Source organism: Fictibacillus sp. b24, from assembly GCF_030348825.1.
Taxonomy (GTDB): domain Bacteria; phylum Bacillota; class Bacilli; order Bacillales; family Fictibacillaceae; genus Fictibacillus.
Window position 1 is genome coordinate 1,640,870 of the sequence record NZ_JAUCES010000005.1, and the last position, 24,250, is coordinate 1,665,119.

32 protein-coding genes are annotated in these 24,250 nt (G+C 40.3%); 27 read left to right on the forward strand and 5 right to left on the reverse strand.

Annotated elements, in window-relative coordinates; genetic code table 11:
- The first annotated feature begins 143 nt into the window (after positions 1 to 143).
- From QUF49_RS08430 to QUF49_RS08450, 5 genes are read left to right on the forward strand one after another with little or no spacing between them, the layout of a single operon-like run.
- Positions 144 to 1,346: an acetyl-CoA C-acetyltransferase gene (locus QUF49_RS08430; RefSeq protein WP_289495228.1), complete on the forward strand. Its 1,203-nt coding sequence runs from the start codon at positions 144 to 146 to the stop codon at positions 1,344 to 1,346.
- 49 nt (positions 1,347 to 1,395) lie between these two features.
- Positions 1,396 to 2,088: a CoA transferase subunit A gene (locus QUF49_RS08435; RefSeq protein WP_289495229.1), complete on the forward strand. Its 693-nt coding sequence runs from the start codon at positions 1,396 to 1,398 to the stop codon at positions 2,086 to 2,088.
- A gap of 16 nt (positions 2,089 to 2,104) precedes the next feature.
- The gene (locus QUF49_RS08440; protein ID WP_289495230.1) at positions 2,105 to 2,758 is read left to right on the forward strand and encodes a CoA transferase subunit B; all 654 of its coding nucleotides are present in this window, start codon (positions 2,105 to 2,107) and stop codon (positions 2,756 to 2,758) included.
- Positions 2,759 to 2,776: 18 nt separating this feature from the next.
- Positions 2,777 to 4,093 (forward strand): short-chain fatty acid transporter, encoded by a 1,317-nt coding sequence (locus tag QUF49_RS08445; protein ID WP_289495231.1) that lies wholly within the window; start codon positions 2,777 to 2,779, stop codon positions 4,091 to 4,093.
- 18 nt (positions 4,094 to 4,111) lie between these two features.
- Positions 4,112 to 5,281: a thiolase family protein gene (locus tag QUF49_RS08450; protein ID WP_289495232.1), complete on the forward strand. Its 1,170-nt coding sequence runs from the start codon at positions 4,112 to 4,114 to the stop codon at positions 5,279 to 5,281.
- Here the strand turns inward: QUF49_RS08450 and QUF49_RS08455 are convergent.
- The 4 genes from QUF49_RS08455 to mciZ all read right to left on the reverse strand — a co-directional run bounded on the left by QUF49_RS08455 (position 5,267) and on the right by mciZ (position 6,926).
- Positions 5,267 to 5,404: a hypothetical protein gene (locus QUF49_RS08455; protein ID WP_289495233.1), complete on the reverse strand. Its 138-nt coding sequence runs from the start codon at positions 5,402 to 5,404 to the stop codon at positions 5,267 to 5,269. The two genes, QUF49_RS08450 and QUF49_RS08455, sit on opposite strands and share 15 nt — an antisense overlap.
- A gap of 38 nt (positions 5,405 to 5,442) precedes the next feature.
- Positions 5,443 to 5,577, reverse strand: coding sequence for a hypothetical protein (locus QUF49_RS08460; protein WP_289495234.1), 135 nt, complete (start codon positions 5,575 to 5,577; stop codon positions 5,443 to 5,445).
- Positions 5,578 to 5,686: 109 nt separating this feature from the next.
- Positions 5,687 to 6,598, reverse strand: a complete 912-nt coding sequence (locus QUF49_RS08465) for an aldo/keto reductase (protein WP_289495235.1) — start codon at positions 6,596 to 6,598, stop codon at positions 5,687 to 5,689.
- 193 nt (positions 6,599 to 6,791) lie between these two features.
- Positions 6,792 to 6,926, reverse strand: a complete 135-nt coding sequence (mciZ, locus tag QUF49_RS08470) for a Z-ring formation inhibitor MciZ (protein ID WP_289495236.1) — start codon at positions 6,924 to 6,926, stop codon at positions 6,792 to 6,794.
- A 97-nt stretch (positions 6,927 to 7,023) separates the two neighbouring features.
- Here mciZ and QUF49_RS08475 point away from each other — a divergent pair, with 97 nt between their 5' ends.
- From QUF49_RS08475 to sigF, 14 genes are all read left to right on the forward strand, one after another.
- Positions 7,024 to 7,572 (forward strand): NUDIX hydrolase, encoded by a 549-nt coding sequence (locus tag QUF49_RS08475; protein ID WP_289495237.1) that lies wholly within the window; start codon positions 7,024 to 7,026, stop codon positions 7,570 to 7,572.
- Positions 7,573 to 7,594: 22 nt separating this feature from the next.
- Positions 7,595 to 8,749 (forward strand): endonuclease Q family protein, encoded by a 1,155-nt coding sequence (locus QUF49_RS08480; protein WP_289497613.1) that lies wholly within the window; start codon positions 7,595 to 7,597, stop codon positions 8,747 to 8,749.
- Between the two features lie 78 nt (positions 8,750 to 8,827).
- Entirely contained in the window at positions 8,828 to 9,466 is a 639-nt protein-coding gene (gene spoIIM / locus QUF49_RS08485; protein WP_289495238.1) for a stage II sporulation protein M, read from the forward strand.
- Positions 9,467 to 9,583: 117 nt separating this feature from the next.
- Positions 9,584 to 10,054 carry a Fur family transcriptional regulator gene (locus QUF49_RS08490; RefSeq protein ID WP_289495239.1) on the forward strand — a complete coding sequence of 157 codons (471 nt, stop codon included), beginning with the start codon at positions 9,584 to 9,586 and terminating at the stop codon, positions 10,052 to 10,054.
- A gap of 192 nt (positions 10,055 to 10,246) precedes the next feature.
- On the forward strand, positions 10,247 to 10,417 hold the full coding sequence (locus QUF49_RS08495) for a hypothetical protein (RefSeq protein ID WP_289495240.1): 171 nt from the start codon (positions 10,247 to 10,249) through the stop codon (positions 10,415 to 10,417).
- A 138-nt stretch (positions 10,418 to 10,555) separates the two neighbouring features.
- Positions 10,556 to 10,786 carry a YqzK family protein gene (locus QUF49_RS08500; RefSeq protein ID WP_353958300.1) on the forward strand — a complete coding sequence of 77 codons (231 nt, stop codon included), beginning with the start codon at positions 10,556 to 10,558 and terminating at the stop codon, positions 10,784 to 10,786.
- 11 nt (positions 10,787 to 10,797) lie between these two features.
- Positions 10,798 to 11,688, forward strand: coding sequence for a site-specific tyrosine recombinase XerD (xerD, locus tag QUF49_RS08505; protein ID WP_289495241.1), 891 nt, complete (start codon positions 10,798 to 10,800; stop codon positions 11,686 to 11,688).
- Positions 11,689 to 11,801: 113 nt separating this feature from the next.
- On the forward strand, positions 11,802 to 12,986 hold the full coding sequence (deoB, locus tag QUF49_RS08510) for a phosphopentomutase (RefSeq protein ID WP_289495242.1): 1,185 nt from the start codon (positions 11,802 to 11,804) through the stop codon (positions 12,984 to 12,986).
- 18 nt (positions 12,987 to 13,004) lie between these two features.
- On the forward strand, positions 13,005 to 13,817 hold the full coding sequence (locus QUF49_RS08515; protein WP_289495243.1) for a purine-nucleoside phosphorylase: 813 nt from the start codon (positions 13,005 to 13,007) through the stop codon (positions 13,815 to 13,817).
- Between the two features lie 88 nt (positions 13,818 to 13,905).
- Positions 13,906 to 15,210 carry a pyrimidine-nucleoside phosphorylase gene (locus tag QUF49_RS08520; protein ID WP_289495244.1) on the forward strand — a complete coding sequence of 435 codons (1,305 nt, stop codon included), beginning with the start codon at positions 13,906 to 13,908 and terminating at the stop codon, positions 15,208 to 15,210.
- Positions 15,211 to 15,722: 512 nt separating this feature from the next.
- The gene (locus QUF49_RS08525) at positions 15,723 to 16,889 is read left to right on the forward strand and encodes a D-alanyl-D-alanine carboxypeptidase family protein (protein ID WP_289495245.1); all 1,167 of its coding nucleotides are present in this window, start codon (positions 15,723 to 15,725) and stop codon (positions 16,887 to 16,889) included.
- Between the two features lie 115 nt (positions 16,890 to 17,004).
- Complete coding sequence (spoIIAA, locus tag QUF49_RS08530) at positions 17,005 to 17,355, forward strand: anti-sigma F factor antagonist (protein ID WP_066242024.1); 351 nt, start codon at positions 17,005 to 17,007, stop codon at positions 17,353 to 17,355.
- A 1-nt stretch (position 17,356) separates the two neighbouring features.
- Positions 17,357 to 17,797, forward strand: a complete 441-nt coding sequence (gene spoIIAB / locus QUF49_RS08535) for an anti-sigma F factor (RefSeq protein ID WP_198767686.1) — start codon at positions 17,357 to 17,359, stop codon at positions 17,795 to 17,797.
- Positions 17,798 to 17,809: 12 nt separating this feature from the next.
- Positions 17,810 to 18,568, forward strand: coding sequence for an RNA polymerase sporulation sigma factor SigF (gene sigF / locus QUF49_RS08540; protein ID WP_289495246.1), 759 nt, complete (start codon positions 17,810 to 17,812; stop codon positions 18,566 to 18,568).
- A gap of 55 nt (positions 18,569 to 18,623) precedes the next feature.
- Here sigF and QUF49_RS08545 read toward each other — a convergent pair whose 3' ends face one another.
- Entirely contained in the window at positions 18,624 to 18,755 is a 132-nt protein-coding gene (locus QUF49_RS08545) for a hypothetical protein (RefSeq protein ID WP_289495247.1), read from the reverse strand.
- Positions 18,756 to 19,019: 264 nt separating this feature from the next.
- On the opposite strand from QUF49_RS08545, the gene QUF49_RS08550 reads away from it, so the two are divergent.
- The 8 genes from QUF49_RS08550 to QUF49_RS08585 all read left to right on the forward strand — a co-directional run bounded on the left by QUF49_RS08550 (position 19,020) and on the right by QUF49_RS08585 (position 24,217).
- Positions 19,020 to 19,205, forward strand: a complete 186-nt coding sequence (locus QUF49_RS08550; RefSeq protein ID WP_289495248.1) for a hypothetical protein — start codon at positions 19,020 to 19,022, stop codon at positions 19,203 to 19,205.
- Positions 19,206 to 19,294: 89 nt separating this feature from the next.
- Positions 19,295 to 19,915: a stage V sporulation protein AA gene (locus QUF49_RS08555; protein WP_289497615.1), complete on the forward strand. Its 621-nt coding sequence runs from the start codon at positions 19,295 to 19,297 to the stop codon at positions 19,913 to 19,915.
- Entirely contained in the window at positions 19,905 to 20,327 is a 423-nt protein-coding gene (locus QUF49_RS08560; RefSeq protein WP_289495249.1) for a stage V sporulation protein AB, read from the forward strand. The genes QUF49_RS08555 and QUF49_RS08560 overlap by 11 nt, the downstream gene beginning before the upstream one ends.
- Positions 20,328 to 20,342: 15 nt before the next feature.
- Complete coding sequence (spoVAC, locus tag QUF49_RS08565) at positions 20,343 to 20,798, forward strand: stage V sporulation protein AC (protein ID WP_289495250.1); 456 nt, start codon at positions 20,343 to 20,345, stop codon at positions 20,796 to 20,798.
- Between the two features lie 11 nt (positions 20,799 to 20,809).
- On the forward strand, positions 20,810 to 21,826 hold the full coding sequence (gene spoVAD, locus QUF49_RS08570; protein ID WP_289495251.1) for a stage V sporulation protein AD: 1,017 nt from the start codon (positions 20,810 to 20,812) through the stop codon (positions 21,824 to 21,826).
- A 1-nt stretch (position 21,827) separates the two neighbouring features.
- Positions 21,828 to 22,178: a stage V sporulation protein AE gene (gene spoVAE / locus QUF49_RS08575; RefSeq protein WP_289495252.1), complete on the forward strand. Its 351-nt coding sequence runs from the start codon at positions 21,828 to 21,830 to the stop codon at positions 22,176 to 22,178.
- A gap of 4 nt (positions 22,179 to 22,182) precedes the next feature.
- Entirely contained in the window at positions 22,183 to 22,761 is a 579-nt protein-coding gene (locus tag QUF49_RS08580) for a stage V sporulation protein AE (protein ID WP_289495253.1), read from the forward strand.
- Entirely contained in the window at positions 22,742 to 24,217 is a 1,476-nt protein-coding gene (locus tag QUF49_RS08585; RefSeq protein ID WP_289495254.1) for a spore germination protein, read from the forward strand. The genes QUF49_RS08580 and QUF49_RS08585 overlap by 20 nt, the downstream gene beginning before the upstream one ends.
- The last annotated feature ends 33 nt before the right edge of the window (positions 24,218 to 24,250 follow it).

Here is a 24,250-nt window from a genome sequence, read left to right on the forward strand (position 1 = left end):
TGTAAAACCCCTTTCTAGAAAGCGTTTTCCTTTCTTTATTTTAACTAAAAAAAATCGTCTGTTGCAACACATTTCAAATGTTATGGTATGATAAAAAGGAATTTTCAGAAATATTATTGCGTTTAATAAGGAGGAGACTAGGAATGGTTTCAAGAGAGAGAGATGCTGTGATTGTAAGCGCTGTCAGAACACCGATCGGAAGTTTTATGGGAAGTTTTAAAACGGTATCGGCAACGGATCTGGGATCAATTGCTATTAAAGACGCGTTAAAAAAAGCGGGCATTCCACACGATTCCGTAGATGAAGTCATTATGGGGAATGTTCTGCAAGCAGGACTTGGACAAAATCCTGCACGACAAGCTGCCATTAAAGCTGGGTTACCGAATGAGGTATCTAGCATGACGATCAATAAAGTATGTGGTTCAGGCTTAAAGGCCATTCATTTAGCGTGCCAATCCATCTGGCTGAACGAAGCAGATACTATCGTTTGCGGTGGTATGGAAAACATGAGCCAAGCTCCTTATCTATTAAACGGGGCGAGAGACGGTCTGCGTATGGGGAACGCTCCTATGGTAGATTCCATGATCCAAGATGGACTATGGTGTGCTTTTGGTGATTATCATATGGGGATTACGGCAGAAAATTTATGTGAAACCCATTCTCTATCACGTGAAGAATTAGACGAATTTGCAGCCGAAAGCCAAAGGAAATGTGCTCAAGCACAAGAACAAGGAAAGTTTGATGATGAGATCACACCAGTGGAGATTCCTCAGCGCAAGGGAGATCCGGTGATTATAGATAAAGATGAGTACCCAAAACCAAGCTCGACGGCTGAAAAGTTAGGCAAGTTACGGCCAGCATTTAAAAAAGACGGCATGGTAACAGCGGGGAATGCTTCTGGCATTAATGACGGTGCAGCCGCACTTGTTGTGATGAGCAGAAAGAAAGCTGAAGAGTTAGGACTTAAACCGCTTGCTGTCGTTAAAGCAAATGCTAGTGCTGGTGTTGCACCTGAAGTGATGGGGATCGGCCCAGTAGAAGCAGTTAAGAAAGTATTGAAGAAGACAGAATTGAGTATGAAGGATTTCGATCTTGTCGAAGCAAATGAAGCATTTGCAAGCCAATCTCTCGCTGTTGGCAAAGATCTGGAGTTTGATAAAGAAAAGCTGAATGTAAACGGAGGAGCGATTGCACTCGGCCATCCAATCGGAGCAAGCGGTGCAAGAATTGTGGTAACGCTGCTTCATGAGATGAAGCGCAGGAATTCAAAGAGAGGCCTTGCAACACTCTGTATCGGCGGCGGTCAAGGTGTAGCTTCGATCTTTGAAAACGAAGAGAATAATTAACGTCATAGAAACAACACACTTATTAAGTATTATACGAGGAGAGATTAACATGAAACCTATTGTGAACTCAGCACTTGAAGCTGTAGCTGATATAAAAGACGGATCTACACTATTAGTAGGGGGATTTGGATTAGTTGGAATTCCTGAAAACTTAATCCTAGCATTAGTTGAAAAAGGAACAAAAGACCTTACAGTGATCTCAAACAATTGTGGAGTAGATGATTGGGGACTTGGTCTTTTACTCAAAAATAAACAGATTAAAAAAATGGTAGGTTCTTATGTTGGTGAGAACAAAGAGTTTGAAAGACAAGTTTTATCAGGGGAAATCGAAGTAGACTTGATTCCACAAGGTACACTGGCAGAAAGAATCAGAGCGGGCGGAGCAGGCATCCCAGCATTCTACACACCGGCAGGAGTAGGAACGCCTATTGCTGAGGGAAAAGAAACACGTACATTTAACGGAAAAGAATATTTGCTTGAAGAAGGAATCGTAGCGGACTTCAGTTTAATTCGAGCGGCTAAAGGAGATAAAGCCGGGAACCTCATTTATAACAAAACAGCGCGCAACTTCAATCCGATGATTGCAGCAGCTGGAAGAGTAACGATCGCTGAAGTAGAAGAGCTTGTGGAAATCGGCGAATTGCACCCCGACTACATACATACACCAGGTGTATACGTACAGAAGATGATTGTTGGCACACAAGAAAAACGCATTGAGCGCCTAACAGTAAAACAAGGATAAGAGGAGGGAAACCATAATGAACATTAGAGAGAGAATTGCCAAAAGAGCCGAGAAAGAAATCGAATCAGGGTTCTATGTAAACTTAGGAATCGGAATGCCTACGATGGTGGCAAATTTCATATCAGATAATAAAGAGGTAGTCCTGCAATCTGAGAACGGACTGTTAGGAATTGGACCATATCCTCTTGAAAATGAAGTGGATCCTGACCTGATTAACGCAGGAAAAGAAACGGTAACTGCTATTAAGGGAGCTTCATACTTTGACAGTTCTGAGTCTTTCGCAATGATCCGAGGCGGTCATATTGATATCGCAATCCTCGGTGGAATGGAAGTTTCAGAGAGTGGAGATCTTGCAAACTGGATGATTCCAGGAAAGATGATAAAAGGGATGGGCGGTGCGATGGATCTAGTGCACGGCGCAAAAAAAATCATCGTCATCATGGAGCATGTGAACAAAGCAGGAGAAAGCAAAATTTTAAAACAATGTCAGCTTCCATTAACGGGTAAAGGCGTCGTGGAACGAATTATAACGGACCGTGCTGTAATGGATGTTTCTGATAAAGGTCTTGTCCTGAGAGAAGTGGCTGAAGGGTACTCAGTAGATGATGTTCTGAACTCAACTGAAGCAAAGCTTACTGTTAGTGATGATGTAAAACTAAACGCATATTGATAAAGAGGAGGCCGTTCTATGTTTGGAGCAATGACCCGCGCCTCTAATAAATTGATGCAGCGGTTTTTACCTGATCCTTTTATATTCGTCATCTTACTTACAGGAGTAGTCTTTTTGTTTGGGCTGATCGTTACCGGTCAGTCCCCTGTAAAAATGGTGTCATTTTGGGGAGACGGCTTCTGGAAACTACTTGAGTTTTCCATGCAGATGGTCCTCATATTAGTTACAGGGTATGTGTTGGCGAGCTCGCCATTTTTTAAGAAAATGCTAAGAAAACTCGCATCATACGCTAAAACACCAGGGCAAGCCATCATCAGCGTTACGTTGGTGGCGCTATTAGCAAGCTGGATAAACTGGGGGTTCGGTTTAGTTATTGGTGCTATCTTTTCTAAAGAATTAGCACGTCAAGTGAAAAATACAGATTATCGTTTGTTGATCGCAAGTGCTTATAGCGGATTTGTTGTTTGGCACGGTGGTTTATCAGGTTCCATTCCTTTAACGATTGCTACCCCCGGACATTTTATGGAGAAAACAATGGGAGTCATCTCAACGAATGAAACATTGTTTGCCCCTTTTAATCTATTTATTATAGGTGCTCTTTTTATTCTATTACCTTTAACAAACCGTCTTATGATGAATAAAGATGAAGCTTATCAAATTGATGCGTCACTTCTGGATGACGGAGTTGAAGCAGCCACTCTATCAGAAGCGGATACACCAGCAGAAAAGCTTGAAAACAGCATGTGGCTGTCCATGATTATTGGGATTCTTGGACTTGCCTACATGGTCTACTTTTTTGCAGCGAACGGCTTTAACTTAAACATCAACTTTGTTAACTTTATCTTCTTGTTCTTAGGCATTCTGCTTCATAAAACACCGAGAAACTATATTAATTCTGTCGCAGAAGCTGTAAAAGGGGCTAGCGGCATCATCATACAGTTTCCGTTTTATGCTGGGATAATGGGTATGATGGTCGGTTCAGGATTAGTAACTGAGATGTCTGAATGGTTTGTAGCCATATCTAATGAGACTACTCTTCCATTGTTTACGTTTTTAAGTGCGGGAATCGTCAACGTTTTTGTTCCATCTGGCGGAGGACAATGGGCTGTGCAGGCTCATGTTGTATTGGATGCTGCTAAGGCACTTGACGTTTCACAAGCGAAAACGGCGATGGCCGTAGCATGGGGTGACGCTTGGACTAATCTAATCCAACCTTTTTGGGCGCTGCCTGCATTAGCAATTGCCGGACTTAAAGCAAAAGATATTATGGGATTCTGTTTGATCGTTCTTTTTGTAAGTGGAATTATCATTTGTGCTGGCTTTTTACTTTTTTAAAATGTGAGGTGCAAAAACATGGGGATCTATGTAATCGATGGTGCTAGAACACCGTTTGGTTCGTATGGAAAATCTTTAACTGATGTAAACCCGACACATCTAGGTGAAATAACTGCTCTTGAGGCGATTAAACGAGCTAATATCACTAGTGCAGACATCACAGATGTGGTTTACGGAAATGTGATTCATTCTAGTAAGAATGCAGCTTATGTCGCACGCCATACCGCTTTAAAAGCAGGTGTACCTTCAGATGTTCCTGCAATGCTCGTTAACCGCTTATGCGGATCAGGCTTGCAGGCGGTCGTTTCGGCGATGCAGAATCTTCGAGATCAGGAAGAAGGAATCGCACTTTGCGGGGGCATAGAAAATATGTCACAGTCCCCACACGTTTCCTTTCATCATAGATTTCATAATCAAAAGTTTGGCGCAATTTCATTTGAAGATATGCTCCTTCAAACCTTAAGTGATGAGTACATTGGCTGTGGTATGGGAATAACCGCTGAAAACCTTGCTGAGAAATATAACATTTCTAGAGAAGAACAAGATGAATATGCGAGTTTAAGTCATCGTAAAGCAGCGGACGCAAGAGAAAAGGGCAGATTTAAAGAAGAAATCGTCCCTGTACCATTAAAAAGCGGTGCACTTTTTACTGAAGATGAAGGCATAAAACCAGAGACTTCTGTATCTCTGCTCGGACAACTTAGACCTTCTTTTCAAAAAGACGGAACAGTTACAGCAGGTAACTCATCGTCAATTAACGATGGTGCAGTGTCTTTAATCCTTGCTCATGAAAAGTCAGTAAAAGAAAAAAGCTTAAAGCCACTCGTTGAAATTGTCTCGTGGTCTGTAACGGGAGTAGATCCATCCATCATGGGGATCGGACCTGTTCCAGCTATTAATAAGCTGCTTGAAAAAGCAAACCTTTCTATTGATGAAATAGGTTTATTTGAGATTAATGAAGCATTTAGTGCTCAGTACTTAGCTGTTGAAAAAGAATTAAAACTGGATCGTGAACGAACGAATGTAAATGGCGGTGCGATAGCACTCGGCCACCCAGTTGGAGCGAGCGGTGCAAGACTATTGTTAACTCTCGCTTATGAAATGAGACACCGCAATGAAAAATACGGAGTAGCTAGCCTTTGTATTGGCGGAGGTCAAGGAATTGCGATGCTATTAAAATCTGTTTAGAAAGAAAAGGCTGTTTTCAAATTCATCGGTGCATTGAAAGTAGTTGATTTCCGTTCCAGGTGCTCGCTTTCCGCGGGGCAGGCGGTGAGCCACATTTGTATGCTTCACTCTTAAGTGTCTCACCTGTCTAGTTGCAGTGGCTAGCCCCTCGAGGTCAAAAGTTAAATGGTCAAAAAGGCAAAGTGCGCCTTTATTGCCCATTCACCTTTTGCTTGTCGGGGCTGAGCGAGCCACTTCCACTTTTCGGACTGCCCGCCTGTCCTAGCCGAGAGTCTCTCACCTTGCACTCCAATCAACTTGTCAAAGCAGTAAATGAACAAAAGTTTAAGAAGCAACAATCCTTTATAAAACAGCCAAAAAGAAATAGTCCCATTCAGCACAAACTGAATGGGACTATTTTGTCTTTTATGCACGATGTGTTTCATAGATTTCCGCAGGGAAGAGTGTGTTTAATGTAGCAATCTCTTCCTTAGTAAGAGCTGAACGATCGAAAGTCTTGATGTTTTCTAGGAGCTGTTCCACTGAGCTTGCTCCAGCCGTGGCGGTTGCAACAACAGGTTGACTAAGAACATACTGAAGGGCTGCATGTGTAATATTTTTGTCACGCAAAATATGTTTTGCTTTTTCTACTTTTTGCTGAATATCAGATCCAGTATCATTTAAATAATGGCCCTCTGGATTTTTCTCAAACACTTTCTCGCTAAGCCACCCTTTAGCAACAGGACCTCTTGCGATTACACTTATATTTTGTTCCTTTAAATAGGAGAAAAGTTCCTCGGGGCGTCGATCCAATAAACTATACTGCATCATGACGCTTTGAATGTTAGAGTGTTCAGCATAATACTTAATCGTGTTCGGACGTATTGATGAAATACCGTAATAACGAACGTGTCCTTCAGAAACTAGTTCTTCAAAAGCCTCGATCGTTTCATCCATAGGGTCATCAATCGTTCCTCCGTGAAGCTGATAAAGATCAATATAATCCGTTTGCAGACGTTTAAGACTGTCTTTAAATGCGGACTTAATGTGTTTTTTTGAAGGATTCCAGTTCCAGCCATCTTTAGACTGATTCCATTCGTTTCCGCCTTTTGTAGCAAGAATGATATCTTGTCGTACATCCTTTAAAGTCTTGCCGACAAACTCTTCATTCCACCCAAAACCGTATAAATCGGCAGTGTCAAAATAATTAATTCCTTGCTCAAGTGCTGTTCTAAGAATCTTTTCGTTTTCATTACCTAGTTCAGGAGCGAGTGACATACAGCCGAATCCAAGTTCGCTGACATACAGGTCAGATGAACCTAATCGTCTTTTATTCAAAATCCTCACCTCAATATATTTTCTTTGTGATATGTAACTGAAATAAACGTATCATACTGATTCATAAAATGAAAAAAGTCAGCACATGAAAATAACGATGAGCCAAAAGCAATTGTATGCGGAATTTTCCATAACAAAAAACTGATGCGAAAGAATCCATTCGCACCAGTTTAATTCTTACTTAATACAGACTTTACTTTTTTGGTGAGGAAGCATTAATCCAGTCTTGTACGAGCTCGTGCTGTTTCATATAGTTCCGTAACATGTATTTAATCTGCCACGCTTTTCCCACTAACGTAATGCTTTTTGGCTGAAGGTAGATCTTCACCCGCATTACCTCCTTCATATCCTAGTAAATGCAGTATTCCAAAGTATGATAGACTTTATGTAGAAAAGAAGTTAAATAGACCATCGGAGTGTGAAAAATGGAAAACCTATATGAGAAGACGCTGAGCAAAGAACAAATTTACAGCGGCAAGATTATTGATTTATATGTAGAAGAAGTTGAGCTTCCAAATAAAAAAACAGGAAAAAGAGAGATTGTAAAACACCCTGGTGCTGTGGCTGTGCTTGCTGTTACGAATGAAGGGAAGATGCTGATGGTCGAACAGTTCCGTAAGCCTCTTGAAAAGACCATCATTGAGATACCGGCGGGAAAACTAGAAAAAGGGGAAGATCCATTAGAATGTGCACAACGCGAATTGATGGAAGAGACAGGTTATAGCTGTGAGTCGATGGAATCAATCGGTTCGTTCTATACATCTCCAGGATTTGCTGATGAATTGATCCATCTGTATTTTACAGACACACTTGTAAAACAAGGTGCCCAAATGACGGATGAAGATGAATTTTTAAATGTCATGGAGATCAGCGTTGATGAAGCAAAAGAAATGATGAAAGATGAAAGAATTCATGATGCGAAAACAGCCTACAGTGTTATGTATATGGAGTTAAAGCGTGCTTTTAAAAAGTAAATTATCACCGTTTTTTGCCGATATGCATATTCATATCGGTGCATCGAGAACAGGAAAGCCAATAAAGATTACAGGTTCACGCTCATTAACGCTTTCAAACATTCTAAATGAAGCCAAGAATAAAAAGGGTTTGAATATAGTAGGAATCATTGATTGTCATGCGCCAGAAATACTGGAAGAGTTAAAGCAGTTAAGAAGAGAGGGTATGATTAAGGAATTGAATGGCGGGGGATTGGATATTGATGGACTAACCCTCATACCTGGCGCTGAAATAGAAATTAATGACGAAAATTGCCAAGGGCCGATTCATGTTCTTGTATACATGCCGAGCATCGAGACGATGGAACATTTAAGTCAGTGGCTATCTTCCAGAATGAAAAATATTAATCTTAGCTCACAGCGAATGTACGGTAGTGCAATTGAATTGCAGCAATTTGTGAAATCCTTAAGTGGATTGTTCATTCCTGCGCATATATTTACTCCTTTCAAAAGTTTGTACGGAAAAGGAGTGAAAATGTCTTTAAACGAGGTGTTTGATCCGAACTTGATCGATGCGGTGGAGCTGGGTTTAAGTTCCAATACAGAAATGGCATCTACATTAGAGGAACTTTCAATGTATACGTTTTTAACAAACTCAGACGCTCATTCACTAGAGAAGATAGCCCGTGAATATCAGATGCTCTCTTTACAAGAAGCAACATTTGATGAATTTAAATGTGCACTACATGAAAAAGAAGGCAGAGAAATTATCGCGAATTACGGTCTGAATCCGTATCTTGGAAAATACTATAATTCTGCTTGTGAAAATTGCTTACATGCTTTTCAACCAAATAATAAGGCTTGCAGCGAGTGTGGAAGTACTAGGTTTATAAAGGGAGTAAACGACCGAATAAACGAACTTAAAGGCAACGAGACTGCACAAAGAAACCGGCCTCCATATATCCACCAGATTCCGCTAGAATTTATTCCGGGCCTCGGTCCGAAGACATTGACAAAACTGCGTGATGCATTCGGAACAGACATGGATATCATACACGCTGTGACACGAGAACAATTACTAAAGGTTGTAAAACCCTTAATAGCAGACCACATTCTTTCAGCTCGAAGCGGCGAGCTGTCAATCCAAATTGGCGGTGGCGGCACATATGGAAAAATTTCTAAAAATACATCCTATTAATTCATAAAAAATGAGACATACCTTCTCCCCGAATTCATAGAATAGAATTAAGAGTTTCGGTGGAGGAGGCCATACATAATGGATAGTGTGCGCTATTATATGCATCGTCACCTGGAAGAAAATAAAACGTTGTATGCGTTTGTTGGAGTTTTATTTTTAATGGGTGTCATTTTCGGAGCAATTATCGTTAATTCATTGAGTTTAAATCAGAAACAAGACCTCTATACGTATTTATCTCGTTTTTTTGTTCAAGCAGCTGAAGGTGGCTTTACTAGTAAATCGGATATGTTTTTTCAGAGTTTCGGCCACTACTTAAAATATATGGGTCTAATGTGGGTTCTCGGGTTATCTGTTATAGGGCTGCCTGTCATTTTAGTGATGTTGTTCTTAAAAGGAGTAGTCATCGGATTTACGGTAGGATTTTTAGTTAATCAGATGGGATGGTATGGGTTTTTGCTCTCTTTTGTTTCTGTTCTGCCACAAAACGTACTATTGATACCTGCATTCATTATCGTTACAGTAGCTGCTGTTGCTTTTTCAATTAAGATGATCCGCCAGCTAGCTTTTAAGAGACATCATATGCCTTTTTTGCCACAGCTCATGAGATATACGCTATTAGTAGCAGGAGTTGGTATATTGGTGCTTTTTGCCTCCACAATGGAAGCCTTTTTTACACCGGCATTAATGGAACAAGTGATAAAATGGTCGATTCAATAATTAATAATAAATATTTATTAATAATAAGTTTAAATCGTTATTTAAAATGACTTTAAATTGACAACTTTTTTCTCCATGCTTATAATTGTCTTGTGTATACATAAGGAGGAAAAGGGTATGGAAAGCAGAATCGACCGTATCAAAAAACAGCTTCATTCACAAAGTTATAAGCTGACTCCACAGCGTGAGGCGACCGTGAGAGTCCTCCTCGAAAACGAAGAAGATCATTTAAGTGCGGAAGATGTATATCTGCTCGTAAAAGAAAAGGCGCCTGAAATTGGTTTGGCGACCGTTTACCGTACTCTGGAACTCTTAACCGAACTTAAAGTAGTAGATAAAATTAACTTTGGTGATGGGGTATCCCGTTACGATCTTAGAACAGAAGGTGCCGATCACTTTCATCATCACCTTGTTTGTATCGAGTGTGGAGCAGTTGATGAAATACAAGAAGACCTTCTTGGCGATGTGGAAAAAGTTGTTGAAGAAGGCTGGAATTTTAAAATTAAAGATCACAGGCTGACATTCCACGGAATTTGTCACAGATGTCATCCAAAAGAAGATACAGAGAGTGAAGGAAGCGAAGAGTAGCGCTTCCTTTTGTTTTGTCTCATTTTTTTATTCTCTTCAATGACAAGTGGATTGAAACTCGTACCGCGGAAAGGGAGTATCCTGTAATTGAGATCCTCTTATAAGAGCAAAGAAGATTTAGAAAACATGCTTTCGTAAAAGCTTTTTCTATAAAATCGTTGCTTTCATATGTACTTTTTCTTCATTGAAAAATTGATTGGAGTGAAAGGTGCGAGACTCCTGCGGGACGAGCGGTCAGGTGAGACCCTTAAGGCGCAAAGCGGCAAGGGGATCACCGGTCGCCCCGCGGAAAGCGAGCAACCTGAAACGGAAATCAACTACTTCCAAGAACAACAAGATTTTCAAAAACAGACTTTATTTTAAATGCTTTTACAAAATATAAAGCAAAGAATATTTACAAAATCTTGAGAATCGGGTAACGTATGATTTGTAGATTTAACTTTTATGTATAATCAGGGAACATATGGGCATAACCTGTACTATATGAGGACAGGGGTGGACATGATGATTTCCTGGATGAGAATCGTTTGGAATACAACAAAGGTGTTTTTTGCATTTTCGATCTGCACGCTTGTTTTTTATTTCGGTTTGCTTTGGATCAACCAGGAATACGAAAACTATCATAGATATGACGAACCTAAAGGGAAAGCGGTTAAAGTCTTCAATTTGAGTTCTGACAGGGATTCGAACGTTGTGAAAAGGCTTTTCTATTTTTACCAAACAGGTGAGTAAGGAGGGGTATAGTGAACGGTCATGTTCAGGATTTTCTTCAATATATTATTGTAGAACGAGCCCTCTCAAAAAACACAATTGATTCATATAAAAGAGATCTGACTCAGTATGTACGTTACTTAGAAAAAGTGGAATCTCTTGAAACCATTCATGAGATCGACCGTAATCACATTATGGGATATCTTTTATTTTTAAAGGAAAATGGTAAGGCTTCCACGACACTTGCTCGTAATATAGCATCTATTCGTTCGTTTCACCAATTTCTTTTAAGAGAGAAGGTATCAAGCCAAGATCCTTCTGTACATATTGAGACACCAAAAACAGAAAGAAAACTGCCGAAAGTGTTATCGACTCAAGAAGTCGAAGCATTGTTGGATACACCAGCTTCGAACGATCCGTTCTCACAGCGTGACAAAGCCATGCTAGAGCTTCTATATGCAACTGGCATTCGTGTTTCAGAACTCGTACAGCTTAATTTAGGAGATGTACATCTTGATATGGGTTTCATCCGCTGTGTAGGAAAAGGGAACAAAGAAAGAATCATCCCGCTTGGGAAGATGGCTCAGGCAGCGATCGAACGATATTTACATAATGGACGTTCAATCATGTTAAAGGGTAAGAAGACAGAAGCTCTATTTTTGAATCATCATGGTAATCGTTTATCTCGTCAGGGATTTTGGAAAATTCTAAAACTGCTTGCAAGAAAAGCTCATATTGAAAAGGAACTAACACCGCATACGCTTCGGCACTCCTTTGCTACACACCTTTTAGAAAATGGAGCTGACTTGCGTGCCGTACAAGAAATGTTAGGACATGCTGACATTTCAACAACACAAATATATACGCATGTTACGAAAACAAGATTAAAAGATGTTTACTCCGCCTTCCATCCGAGGGCGTGAGCTTTATTTTTAAAATTAGATGTCAGACTTCTGACATCATTGAGGTTTTGTTTGTTGTTTCTACTAAAAGGAAATAGTAAATAAAGTGTATTTATGAACTTCAGGAGGAAAAAATGAAACAATCACGCTTTAAGAGAACTTTTTTAATCGTAATGGATTCTGTAGGGATCGGTGAGGCGCCAGACGCTGAAAAATTTGGTGATAAAGGCGCCCACACTTTAGGTCATATCGCAGAGAAAATGAACGGGCTAAGTGTTCCTAACTTGGAAAAACTGGGACTCGGAAATATTGATGCAACGATGAAAGGGATACAGCAGGCAGAGAATCCTCTTGCTCATTATGCAAAACTTCCTGAACTCTCAAACGGAAAAGATACGATGACAGGACATTGGGAGATCATGGGCCTTCATATAAAGGAACCTTTCCAAACGTTCCCTGACGGTTTTCCAGATGAACTGATTGATATGCTTACTGAAAAGTGGGGCAGAGGGATACTAGGAAATAAAGCAGCTTCAGGTACAGAGATTATTTCAGAGCTTGGGGAAGAACATGTTAAAACAGGTAAATTAATTGTATATACGTCTGCAGATTCAGTATTACAAATTGCAGCTCACGAAGATGTTGTACCGCTAGAAGAATTGTATAAGATTTGCGAAACAGCAAGAGAAATGACACGAGAAGGCAAGTACATGCTAGGCCGAATCATAGCTCGTCCGTTTAAAGGAGAGCCCGGATCTTTCGAAAGAACGTCTAACCGTCATGACTATGCTCTTAAGCCTTTTGGAAGAACGGTTATGAACGAGCTGGAAGATAAAGGTTACGACAGCATCGCTCTAGGAAAAATCTCGGATATCTTTGATGGTGAAGGCGTAACGAAGGCTATTCGTACGAAATCTAACATGGATGGAATGGACAAGCTTGTTGAATCTATGGATGAGGATTTTACTGGACTTAACTTCTTAAACCTTGTCGATTTTGATGCACTGTTTGGACATAGAAGAGATCCAAAAGGCTATGGAGAGGCACTAGAGGAATTTGATGCACGTTTGCCAGAAGTTCTCGAAAAGTTAAAAGATGATGATTTGCTTATCATTACAGCGGACCATGGTAATGATCCCGTTCATCACGGAACAGATCATACACGTGAATATGTACCATTGATGGTTTATCACAAAAACATCAAAGAAGGTAAGTTGCTGAATGTAGGCAATACGTTTGCTGACATTGGGGCAACAATCGCAGAGATTTACGATGTACAGAAACCAGAAATCGGTCAAAGCTTTTTAAATCAGCTTTAAGTTAAGGGGGAAAATAACATGTCAAAACAATTGCAGACATCTGCTGAATTTATTCAATCAAAACTTACTTCAACTCCAAAAATAGGCTTAATCCTAGGTTCTGGACTTGGAATCCTTGCGGAGGAAATTGAGAATCCAGTTGTTATTCCATATTCAGAGATTCCTGAATTTCCTGTATCAACAGTAGAAGGACATGCTGGTCAGCTTGTTATTGGTGAGCTTGCTGGTAAACAAGTTGTTGCAATGCAAGGCCGTTTTCATTATTACGAAGGATACTCAATGGAAAAAGTAACTTTCCCGGTTCGTGTGATGAAACTGATCGGAGTAGAAACAATTGTAGTTACGAATGCAGCTGGTGGCGTAAACAAGGACTTTGAAGCCGGAGATTTAATGCTGATTACAGACCATATCAACAATTTTGGTGTCAATCCGTTAATTGGCGCAAATGATAGCACATTCGGAGTACGTTTCCCTGATATGAGTGAAGCGTATACAGCTTCACTTCAAGATGTGGCTCGAGGCGTAGCAAAAGAATTAAACATCACATTAAAAGAAGGCGTTTATGTCGGCAACACAGGGCCTTCTTATGAAACACCTGCTGAAGTAAGAATGCTTCGTGTTCTAGGTGCAGATGCTGTAGGGATGTCTACGGTCCCAGAAGTAATCATCGCACGTCATGCGGGCTTGAAAGTGCTTGGAATCTCATGTATTTCCAATATGGCTGCAGGTATCTTAGATCAGCCTTTAACACACGATGAAGTTATGGAAACAACAGAAATGGTAAAAGCTAATTTTCTTTCTTTAGTAAAAGGAATTGTAAAAGAAATTTAAGTTTAAAATCGCACTAAACCAAAGTTTTATCCAATTAGTACAAACAAAATGTTTTGAAGTATCGTTATAAGAAAGTGGTGTTGTTAATATGAGAATGGTTGATTTAATTCAAAAAAAGCGTGACGGTAAAGAACTAACTAAAGCCGAAATAGATTATATTATCCAAAACTATACGAATGGCGAGATCCCAGACTATCAGATGTCTGCGTTTGCCATGGCTGTGTACTTTAAAGACATGACAACTGAGGAACGCGCTAATTTTACAATGGCGATGGTTGAATCAGGTGACCAAATCGATCTTTCAGCAATCGAAGGAATAAAAGTTGATAAACATTCAACAGGTGGTGTTGGTGATACAACAACTCTAGTATTAGCTCCTCTAGTTGCCGCTCTTGGTGTACCTGTAGCTAAAATGTCAGGAAGAGGACTTGGGCATACTGGCGGAACAATTGACAAATTAGAAGCAGTTCCTGGTTTCCACGTTGAAATTGACAACCAGCAGTTTATTGATTTAGTAAACAAAAACAAGCTTGCTGTTATTGGTCAGAGCGGAAATCTTACACCTGCGGATAAAAAACTATATGGTCTTCGTGATGTAACGGCTACGGTTAATTCGATCCCACTGATTGCAAGCTCGATTATGAGTAAGAAAATCGCAGCTGGTGCAGATGCGATTGTATTAGATGTAAAAACAGGTGCTGGAGCATTTATGAAAACACCAGAAGAAGCAGAAGAGCTTGCAAACGCAATGGTGAAAATCGGGAACGCAGTTGGACGAAATACAATGGCTGTAATTTCTGATATGAGTCAGCCATTGGGTCTTGCGATCGGAAATGCGCTTGAGATTAAGGAAGCGATAGACACACTTAACGGAAACGGACCTAAAGACCTTGAAGAGTTATGCTTAACACTAGGATCTCACATGGTGTATCTCGCGAAAAAAGCAGATTCCCTTGAACAAGCACGTGAGATGCTGAAAGAAGCGATTACTTCTGGTAAGGCTCTTGAAACGTTGAAAGTGTTCTTAAAAGCACAAGGCGGAGATGAGTCTGTTGTCGACCATCCAGAAAATCTTCCACAAGCAGCTCATACATTTGAATTGGCTGCAGAAGAAGATGGATATGTATCTGAGATCATTGCCGATGAGATCGGTACAGCAGCAATGATTTTAGGTGCAGGACGAGCAACAAAAGAATCCGAAATTGATTTAGCTGTTGGTCTGATGCTTAACAAAAAAGTTGGGGATTCAGTATCAAAAGGGGATTCTCTTGTTACGATCTACAGCAACACAGAGAATGTAGAAGATGTTAAAAAGAGAATTCGTGATGCTTATACGATTTCAAAGGATGCAGTAGAAGCACCACCGCTTGTATATAAAGAAATCAAACAATAACTCTAAATTTTATGGGTGACTCAAGAGGATTAAACTTCTGAGTCACCTTTTTTTGTTTGGATAGCTTTTCACTCTTCGATAGGCAAAAGGATGAAGTTGAATGAAAAATCCAGCTTCTTTTTGAATTTAGCTCCTTAAAACTGTTTTTTGGGGCATGAAAGAAAAGGAGAGTTTGTCGAGAAATAGCGAATCGCCTTTATTAAGTCAATAATCGCCTTATTAATGCTAAAAATCGCTTAATTATTTCTAGAATGAACTTAATTTTTCCCAAAATCGCTCAATTCAGCAAAATGAATACCCCAAGGTGTTTATGATTTCAACCGTTCAAGCTACAAACTGCCCACAAATGCCATTCTTATATTCATATTATATTCATATACAGAAAGACAAAACAAAACTTCAGCCGTTTTTGATTACTATTAAATGTGGGAACAGAGCTTTTTTAGATGGAAGAAACGGTATAAAGTGAAAAATTATGGAAAAAATAAAGCTATATGAATGGAGGGAACTGTATGAAAGGCGTAATTTCAGGTCTACTTAGTATTTGTTTGCTAGCAGCTTTTTCTATCCCAAAAGCAGAGGCGGCAGAAAAAGAAAAGATGAAGCTTGCTGAACAGAGCCACTCGGCAATTTTAATGGAACAAGATAGTGGCAGTGTTCTGTTTGAGAAAAATAGTCATGAAAAGCTGCCGCCAGCAAGTATGACTAAAATCATGACGATGATCCTTATCATGGAAGCCATTGATAAAGGGAAAATCAGTTGGAACGATAAGATTCGTGTCTCTGATTATGCAGCAAGTATGGGAGGATCACAGATTTTCCTTGAGCCTGGTGAAGAGATGCGTGTAGAAGATATGGTCAAAGGAATTGCGATCGGCAGTGCCAATGATGCGTCTGTAGCAATGGCAGAACATATTGCTGGATCAGCTGAGTCTTTTGTTAACATGATGAACGATAAAGCAAAAGAGCTTGGTTTAAATGATACGTTCTTTAAGAATCCAACAGGACTTCCTGCAGCTGGACATTACACGTCAGCGCACGACATGGCAATCATGGGGAAGGAACTTCTCAAACATGAAGAAGTTACGAAGTTCACCGGACTTTATGAAGATTATTTAAGAGAAGAATCAGAAAAGAAATTTTGGCTCGTTAACACGAACAGACTTGTTAAATTTTATCCGGGTGTAGACGGTTTGAAAACTGGATTTACGAATGAAGCAAAATATTGTTTAACTGCAACAGCAAATAAGAACGGTATGAGGGTAATTGCAGTCGTTATGGGTGCTCCTTCTCCAAAAGAAAGAAATGCTCAAGTTACATCGATGCTCGATTATGCCTTTACCCAGTTTTCAACTAAGAAGCTATACGACAGACATGAAATAGTAAAAGAAGTAAAGGTTCAAAAAGCAGAAAAATCTAAACTGCCTGTTGTTACTTCAGAAAACATCTCCCTTTTATTAAAAAGAGGTGAAACAGCGAAAAAAGTGAAAACCGAAGTAAATGTGGATAAAGATTTGAAACTACCTGTAAAAAAAGGACAGCAGATCGGATCTCTAAAAATATATAGCGGGGATAAGCTGATCACTGAAAGTCCAGTTCTAGCTTCAGAGACAGTGAAAAAAGCATCATGGTGGAAACTTTTCAAACGAACAGCAGGACAAATGTCAAAATCCTCCTGATTATGAAGTATTCTTGACAGTTATAGGCGAATTCCCACTAGTTTTGTCAGGAGTGAAGGAATTCGTCTATTTTTATAGAAACTTCACGTTATCCAAAAAAGAAGGAGAGGATAGCGTGGGATTAGCTGTCAATCTGGAACTTAAACACACCGTATTATGTATCCGCTTAGACGGAGAACTTGATCACCATACAGCAGACATGCTTCGGTCACAAGTTGAAGAATATTTGAGAAAACATACGGTAAATCATATTGTATTAAATTTAGAAGGTTTAAGTTTCATGGATAGTTCAGGCTTAGGTGTAATATTAGGACGATATAAGCAGATCAAGAGTCAAAATGGAGAGATGGTAGTATGTGCCATATCACCAGCGGTAAAAAGACTTTTTGAAATGTCAGGACTATTTAAGATTATCAGGCTTGAAGAAGATGAAGAGCTTGCCCTTCAGGCTTTGGGGGTGGCTTAAAATGAGAAATGAAATGAAGATTCAATTTTCAGCATTAAGTCAAAATGAATCCTTTGCTCGTGTTACGGTAGCAGCTTTTATTGCCCAAATTGATCCAACGGTAGATGAACTGACTGAGATCAAGACCGTTGTTTCAGAAGCTGTAACGAACGCCATTATTCACGGATATGAAAACAAAGCAACAGGAATGGTCTATATTGAAGCAGCCATTGAAGAGGACACGATTCATCTAACAATCCGTGATGAAGGTATGGGAATCCGTGACTTGGATCAGGCAAGACAGCCGCTTTATACATCTAAGCCAGAGCTTGAGCGCTCAGGTATGGGCTTTACAATCATGGAAAACTTTATGGACAGTGTAGAAGTCATCTCAGAACCGTCATACGGAACTACGATTCACTTGACAAAATACTTAACCAAAAATAAAGCAATGTGTAATTAAGGGAGTATGTCTATGGATGTCGAGGTGAAAGGCAGCAAAAGTGAACCGTTTCTTAAGGATGAAGAGATTAAGTTATTGATCAAACAGAGTCAGGAAGGAGATCAGTCAGCTCGTGATACGATTGTAGAAAAAAACATGAGGCTGGTCTGGTCTGTGGTTCAACGCTTTTTAAACAGAGGTTATGAAGCTGATGACCTTTTTCAAATCGGCAGTATCGGATTATTAAAATCAGTAGATAAATTTGATCTTTCCTATGATGTACGGTTCTCAACTTATGCAGTACCGATGATCATCGGGGAGATTCAGCGCTTCATTCGAGACGATGGAACTGTGAAAGTTAGCCGCTCTTTAAAAGAGACAGGAAATAAAGTAAGAAAAGCAAAAGACGAGTTATCCAAGTCATTAGGGCGTACACCAACCATATCAGAAGTGGCTGAACATCTTGAGGTTGCAGTGGAAGATGTGATCATGGCGCAAGATGCAGTAAGAGCGCCACAATCCATTCACGAAACGGTGTATGAAAATGATGGCGATCCTATCACTTTACTCGATCAAATCTCAGACCACTCTGAAAACAAATGGTTTGATAAGATCGCATTAAAGGATATCATGGATAAGCTCGATGAAAGAGAACGTCTAATTGTATATTTGAGGTATTTTAAAGATCAAACCCAATCCGAAGTTGCTGATCGTCTTGCGATTTCTCAAGTACAAGTGTCGAGACTCGAAAAGAAGATACTATTATTTATGAAAAACCAGATGGAGACTTAAACGTCCTATCTGGTTTTTTTGTTTTGTATTTTTTTTATTTAGGCTGTTTTCGTATTCATTGTTGCTTTTGAAAGTAGTTGATCTCCGTTTCAGATGCTCGCTTTCCGCGGGGCAGGCGGTGAGCCACATTCGTACGTTTCACTCTTAAGTGTCTCACCTGCCCGCCTGTCCCGCAGGAGTCTCGCATCCTACACTCCAATCAATTATTCATAGAAGACAAGATGCAAAAGCAACGATTTTTGAAAAGAGCGTTCATTTAAGACATTTCTAAAAGAATGTTGCTGTTGAACACTTAAGTTGCCTCCAAAATTAAATTTTTTACCTTCAACCACTAATACCTTTAATACCTTGATAACATTTCCAATAATTATTCTCTTGGAACACACAAATGATGACTTAAGAAGAATTTCAAGTTCTTTCTTTACCTTAAAATCTTCGTTGATATGGTTGATTGGAGTGGAAGGTACGAGACTCCTGCGGGACGCGCGGTCAGGTGGAGACTCCTAATGGCGCAAAGCGGCAGGAGGCTCACCGTACGCCCCGCGGAAAGGGAGTACCTGGAACGGAAAACAACCACTTTCAAATACCTCAAAGATTGTGGAACCAGTTTTTTATATTTTATCTTTTTTTGTGGTAGTTTTTGGATGGTGTTCGTTGTGAGGCATGATAAGAATTGCGGTATCGCATACTAAACACAAATGCGCTTAAGAAAGAGGTGAAGTGAAATTGGATAAAACGGTATACCTGCGTATGCGTCAACGTGTACAGGTCCTTTTGAATCAGAAGGTTACAATCGGTGAGGTTGCACAGATTGTTGCATCTGATGAGTTAGAAAGAGACATCAAGGGATATGTTATCCATGAAGTAACCCCTGAAGATAAGCATTTGATTGTTATAGATGTCATGCGTGTGATCGGAACGATTCAACAGAAAAAGCCTGAGTTAGATGTTCAGACAATCGGCCCTGCACAATCGATTCTAGAGATTCAGATGAAACAAAAAAAGTTAGCACCTGTTTATTTTGTACTCGTGTGGCTGCTGCTCTTTACTGGTTCTGCGCTTGCGATTATGAATTTTCATGAAGATGTCAGCATGCAGCTTGTTCATCAAAAAATCTATTTTATGATAACTGGGCATTATAAAGAACAGCCTTTATTGCTTCAAGTTCCTTATTCATTCGGACTTGGCTTAGGAATGATTCTGTTTTTTAACCATCTGTTCCGGAAAAGGCTTAACGAAGAACCAAGCCCGTTAGAAGTAGAGATGTTCAACTATCAACAAGACCTTGATCAATATGTAATCGTTCATGAAAACAAAGAAACCGAGAAAAAGATCAATGGGAATTAAAGTCATACTGGTTGCTTTTATTGGATTTGGCGGAGGAATAACAGTTGGTTCTGGTCTCGTTGCGCTGATAACGGTATTAGGAATCGTTCCAAGACTGATGCAGCTTTCAAAAACATATCGGTACATCAGAGGTTATGAATTAAGCATTATATTAGGAGCGGTAATTGGCGGCTGGATGAACTTAAGAAACGCTTCAATTACATTTCCAGCATTCTTCCTCGTTCCAATCGGCCTATTTGCAGGAATTTTTGTAGGGATGCTTGCAGCTGCTTTAACTGAAGTCTTGAACGTACTTCCGATTCTTGCAAAAAGAGTAGGATTCGGTGAGAAGATCATCATCATATTAATGGCGATTGTATTAGGTAAAATTTCAGGATCTTTGTTTCATTGGATGTATTACATTAACCACTAAGGATGTGAGTGATTTATGGCAACAAAAGAAGAACAGCAAGCATATGCAAAAAAAATCAAACCGATTCAGCCTAAACCTCCTTATGTTTTAAATTGTTTAAAAGCATTTTTAGTCGGCGGGTTAATCTGTGTGATTGGTCAAGCGATTCAAAACTTTTATATCGAATTTTTTAATTTCTCACAAGAAACGGCCGGCAATCCAACCGTTGCAACGCTCATTTTAATTGCAGCTCTTTTAACAGGATTAGGTGTTTATGATAAGATCGGTCAGTTTGCTGGAGCAGGTTCAGTAGTGCCAGTAACTGGTTTTGCGAATGCTGTAACGAGTGCTGCACTAGAACATAAGAGTGAAGGTCTTGTACTTGGAGTGGCTACAAATCTGTTTAAACTTGCAGGAGCAGTTATCGTTTTCGGGGCTGTGTCTGCCTACGTTTTTGGGATGATCCGCTACATCTTTCAGCATTTGACATAAGGAGTGAAAGCATGAATTTATTAGGAAGACAGACGTGGAAATTTGCGAATAATGTGTATCTGAATGCAGCAGGAACTGCCGTTGGTCCGATGGAAAGTGAAGGTCCATTAGGCAGTTACTTTGATAAAACATATAACAACCTTCATTGCGGGCAAAAGAATTGGGAGCTTGCTGAAAGGCAGCTGATGGAAGACGCGATCAATGCTTGTTTACAGAAAGTAAAGATGAAGCCTGAAGATATCAATTTTTTATTGGCAGGTGATCTGCTTAACCAGATCGTTTCGTCCAACTATACAGCTCGAGGCAATGGTATCCCCTTCTTAGGCGTATTTGGAGCTTGCTCAACTTCTATGGAGTCTCTAGCGTTAGGCGCAGCATTGGTAGATGGCGGTTACGCAAACAGAGTTGTGGCAGCCGTTAGTTCGCACAACGCAACAGCCGAAAGACAGTTTAGATACCCAACTGAATATGGCGGACAAAAACCAGATACGGCTACGTTTACCGTTACAGGTGCAGGTGCGGCTCTTGTCAGTAAAGAGGTTTCTGATATTAAGATTACATCAGCAACAGTCGGAAAAGTTGTGGACTTAGGAATAAAAGACCCTTTTGATATGGGTTCTGCGATGGCACCTGCAGCAGCGGATACAATCGCTGCTCATTTTAAAGAGATGAATGTTGAACCAAATGAGTATGACTTAATCGCTACAGGAGACCTTTCAGGTGTGGGTGCGCCAATCGTAAAAATGCTGTTGAAAGAACAGGGCTATGATGTTTCTGATAATCATCGCGATTGCGGGCTGATGATTTATCGCTCCGGTCAGCAGGTGTTTGCTGGAGGAAGCGGCTGTGCATGTTCTGCGGTTGTCACTTATGGGTACATCCTGGATGAGATCCGAAAAGGGAATTTAAAGAAAGTTCTTATGGTAGCGACAGGAGCACTTTTAAACCCTGTTATGGTTCAGCAAAAAGAAAGTATTCCAACGGTTGCTCACGGAGTTGTTTTAGAGCGGGCGGAAGGAGGACAATAAGATGGAATTTTTCTGGGCATTTGTAATAGGAGGCGCCATTTGTGTCGTCGGTCAATTGATGATGGATGTTTTGAAATTAACACCAGCGCATGTTACCACTTCGTTTGTAGTGATAGGAGCAGGTCTTGATGCTTTCGGAATCTATGATAACTTAATCAAGTTTGCAGGAGCGGGTGCTACCGTTCCGATTACAAGCTTTGGTCACTCACTTCTTCATGGTGCGATGGCAGCAGCTGACGAACATGGTTTTATCGGAATAGCGATGGGTATTTTTGAGTTAACATCTGCAGGTATTTCTTCTGCCATTTTGTTTGGTTTTTTAGTAGCAGTCATTTTTGAACCAAAGGGGTGATTCTATGGTGAAAAAACGGGTCATTTTCATAACAGATGGAGATCTGTATGCATTGCGGGTTGTAGAACATGCTGCTAAACAAGTTGGCGGCCGCTGTATTTCGCAATCATGGGGAAATCCATCCAAAAAGAGCGGAGAAGAACTAGTAGAAATGATCCGAACAACACCTAATGATCCTGTACTTGTGATGTTCGATGACTGTGGTTTTAAGGGAGAAGGTCCTGGAGAACATGCAATGAGATACATTCATCAGCAAAAAGACATAGATGTTATCGGTGCAGTAGCTGTGGCTTCAAAGACTCATTTCGCTGAGTGGACGAAAGTACATTGCTCAATGGACAGATATGGTGAACTCACAGAGTTTGGCATTGATAAGAGCGGGCTGCCAGATTTAGAAACTGGAAGAATTAATGGCGATACCGTGTATATACTCGATGAACTAAATCTTCCCTTTGTGGTTGGAATCGGAGACATTGGTAAAATGTCAGGCTTCGATGCTGTGGAAAAAGGGGCTCCGATTACAGTTAAAGCCATTAAACTCATTTTAGAAAGGAGCGAATCAAGTGGGAAACGCCAAAAATAAGACTCCGATCAGTAAGAATATTCATGACACAGAAAAGTTCTTAAAAGAACGTCTTGGCATCGGCGTAAGTTTCGATGTTGGGGTCAGAAAGATTTTTGTTCTAAAAAAAGAACTGCAGCTTTATTATTGTACAGGTCTTTGTGACAGTGAGTTCATCATTATGATCTATCGTGAGCTTATGGATATGGATCATGGTCATAGGTCACCAGGCAAAGTAAAAGACCTTGTACATAATCATTTGGCTCACCAGCAAGTGGAGCTAACAAAATCATTAGATGAAGCCGTAGACAGGATGCTGTCGGGATTAATCGTTATCTTTGTTGACGGTGAGGAAGAAGCCTTTGTTGTTGACGTAAGGAGCTACCCGGGTAGGTCTCCTGAAGAACCGGATATCGAGAAAGTTGTAAGAGGTGCTCGCGACGGATATACGGAGAACATTATCATCAACACTGCTCTTACAAGAAGACGTATTCGAGATGAGCGTTTAAGACACGAAATTATGCAAGTTGGAGAAAGGTCTAAAACCGATGTATGTCTTTCTTATATACAGGACGTTGCAGATCCAGGGCTCGTTGATCTGATAAGAAAAGAAATCAGCTCTATAGAGATCGACGGGATACCGATGGCGGATAAAACGATCGAAGAATTTATTGTTAAACAAGGCTGGAATCCGTTTCCCTTAGTCCGGTATACAGAGCGGCCTGACGTTGCAGCTCAGCATTTAATGGAAGGGCATGTATTGATTATCACGGATACATCACCGAGCGTTATTATTACCCCTACGACACTCTTTCATCATGTGCAGCATGCAGAAGAGTTTAGGCAAACTCCATTTATCGGTGCTTTTTTAAGATGGACACGTTTTACTGGGATGCTCGCTTCTGTCTTTTTAGTTCCGATGTGGCTCTTGTTTTCAATGGAAAAAGAGCTGCTGCCGCCTTTTATTGATTTTATTGGACCAAATAAAACAACCAACATCCCATTATTTTTACAGATCATCTTTGCGGAAATTGGGATTGATATCTTGAGGCTTGCCGCCATTCATACACCTAGTGCCCTTTCGACTGCTATGGGTCTGATCGCAGCAGTATTGATCGGCCAGATTGCGATTGACGTTGGCTTGTTCGTTCCAGAAGTTATCTTGTATGTAGCAATTGCTGCGATCGGATCGTTTTCAACTCCAAGCTACGAGCTCAGTATCGCCAATAAAGTGCTGCGGCTCTTCTTAATTGCAATGGTGATGCTCTTTAAAGTCCCGGGGTTTATAATCGGGTTTACGATTATGATTTTATACATGGCAACCATTAAGAACTTGAACACACCATACTTATGGCCGCTCTTACCGTTTAATCCGAAAGCGTTTCTGCAGATTGTCGTTCGGATAGCCGTTCCGCTCTCTAAAGTGCGACCGAGCATCGTGCATCCGCAAAACACAAAAAAACAGCCAACTAATTAATCTGTCCCTTGCTGATTGTTGAAAATTGTGTTA

Coding starts and splice junctions, on each gene's coding strand:
- QUF49_RS08435 (WP_289495229.1), top strand. CDS start 1,396: ATGAAACCTATTGTGAACTCAGCACTTGAAGCTGTAGCTGATATAAAA.
- deoB (WP_289495242.1), top strand. CDS start 11,802: ATGAAACAATCACGCTTTAAGAGAACTTTTTTAATCGTAATGGATTCT.
- QUF49_RS08580 (WP_289495253.1), top strand. CDS start 22,183: ATGGTGAAAAAACGGGTCATTTTCATAACAGATGGAGATCTGTATGCA.
- QUF49_RS08450 (WP_289495232.1), top strand. CDS start 4,112: ATGGGGATCTATGTAATCGATGGTGCTAGAACACCGTTTGGTTCGTAT.
- sigF (WP_289495246.1), top strand. CDS start 17,810: ATGGATGTCGAGGTGAAAGGCAGCAAAAGTGAACCGTTTCTTAAGGAT.
- QUF49_RS08440 (WP_289495230.1), top strand. CDS start 2,105: ATGAACATTAGAGAGAGAATTGCCAAAAGAGCCGAGAAAGAAATCGAA.
- spoIIAB (WP_198767686.1), top strand. CDS start 17,357: ATGAGAAATGAAATGAAGATTCAATTTTCAGCATTAAGTCAAAATGAA.
- spoVAD (WP_289495251.1), top strand. CDS start 20,810: ATGAATTTATTAGGAAGACAGACGTGGAAATTTGCGAATAATGTGTAT.
- QUF49_RS08500 (WP_353958300.1), top strand. CDS start 10,556: ATGATGATTTCCTGGATGAGAATCGTTTGGAATACAACAAAGGTGTTT.
- QUF49_RS08560 (WP_289495249.1), top strand. CDS start 19,905: ATGGGAATTAAAGTCATACTGGTTGCTTTTATTGGATTTGGCGGAGGA.
- QUF49_RS08480 (WP_289497613.1), top strand. CDS start 7,595: ATGCATATTCATATCGGTGCATCGAGAACAGGAAAGCCAATAAAGATT.
- QUF49_RS08545 (WP_289495247.1), bottom strand. CDS start 18,755: ATGCGAGACTCCTGCGGGACAGGCGGGCAGGTGAGACACTTAAGAGTG.
- QUF49_RS08430 (WP_289495228.1), top strand. CDS start 144: ATGGTTTCAAGAGAGAGAGATGCTGTGATTGTAAGCGCTGTCAGAACA.
- QUF49_RS08520 (WP_289495244.1), top strand. CDS start 13,906: ATGAGAATGGTTGATTTAATTCAAAAAAAGCGTGACGGTAAAGAACTA.
- spoVAE (WP_289495252.1), top strand. CDS start 21,828: ATGGAATTTTTCTGGGCATTTGTAATAGGAGGCGCCATTTGTGTCGTC.
- QUF49_RS08445 (WP_289495231.1), top strand. CDS start 2,777: ATGTTTGGAGCAATGACCCGCGCCTCTAATAAATTGATGCAGCGGTTT.
- spoVAC (WP_289495250.1), top strand. CDS start 20,343: ATGGCAACAAAAGAAGAACAGCAAGCATATGCAAAAAAAATCAAACCG.
- QUF49_RS08490 (WP_289495239.1), top strand. CDS start 9,584: ATGGAAAGCAGAATCGACCGTATCAAAAAACAGCTTCATTCACAAAGT.
- QUF49_RS08525 (WP_289495245.1), top strand. CDS start 15,723: ATGAAAGGCGTAATTTCAGGTCTACTTAGTATTTGTTTGCTAGCAGCT.
- spoIIM (WP_289495238.1), top strand. CDS start 8,828: ATGGATAGTGTGCGCTATTATATGCATCGTCACCTGGAAGAAAATAAA.
- QUF49_RS08515 (WP_289495243.1), top strand. CDS start 13,005: ATGTCAAAACAATTGCAGACATCTGCTGAATTTATTCAATCAAAACTT.
- QUF49_RS08475 (WP_289495237.1), top strand. CDS start 7,024: ATGGAAAACCTATATGAGAAGACGCTGAGCAAAGAACAAATTTACAGC.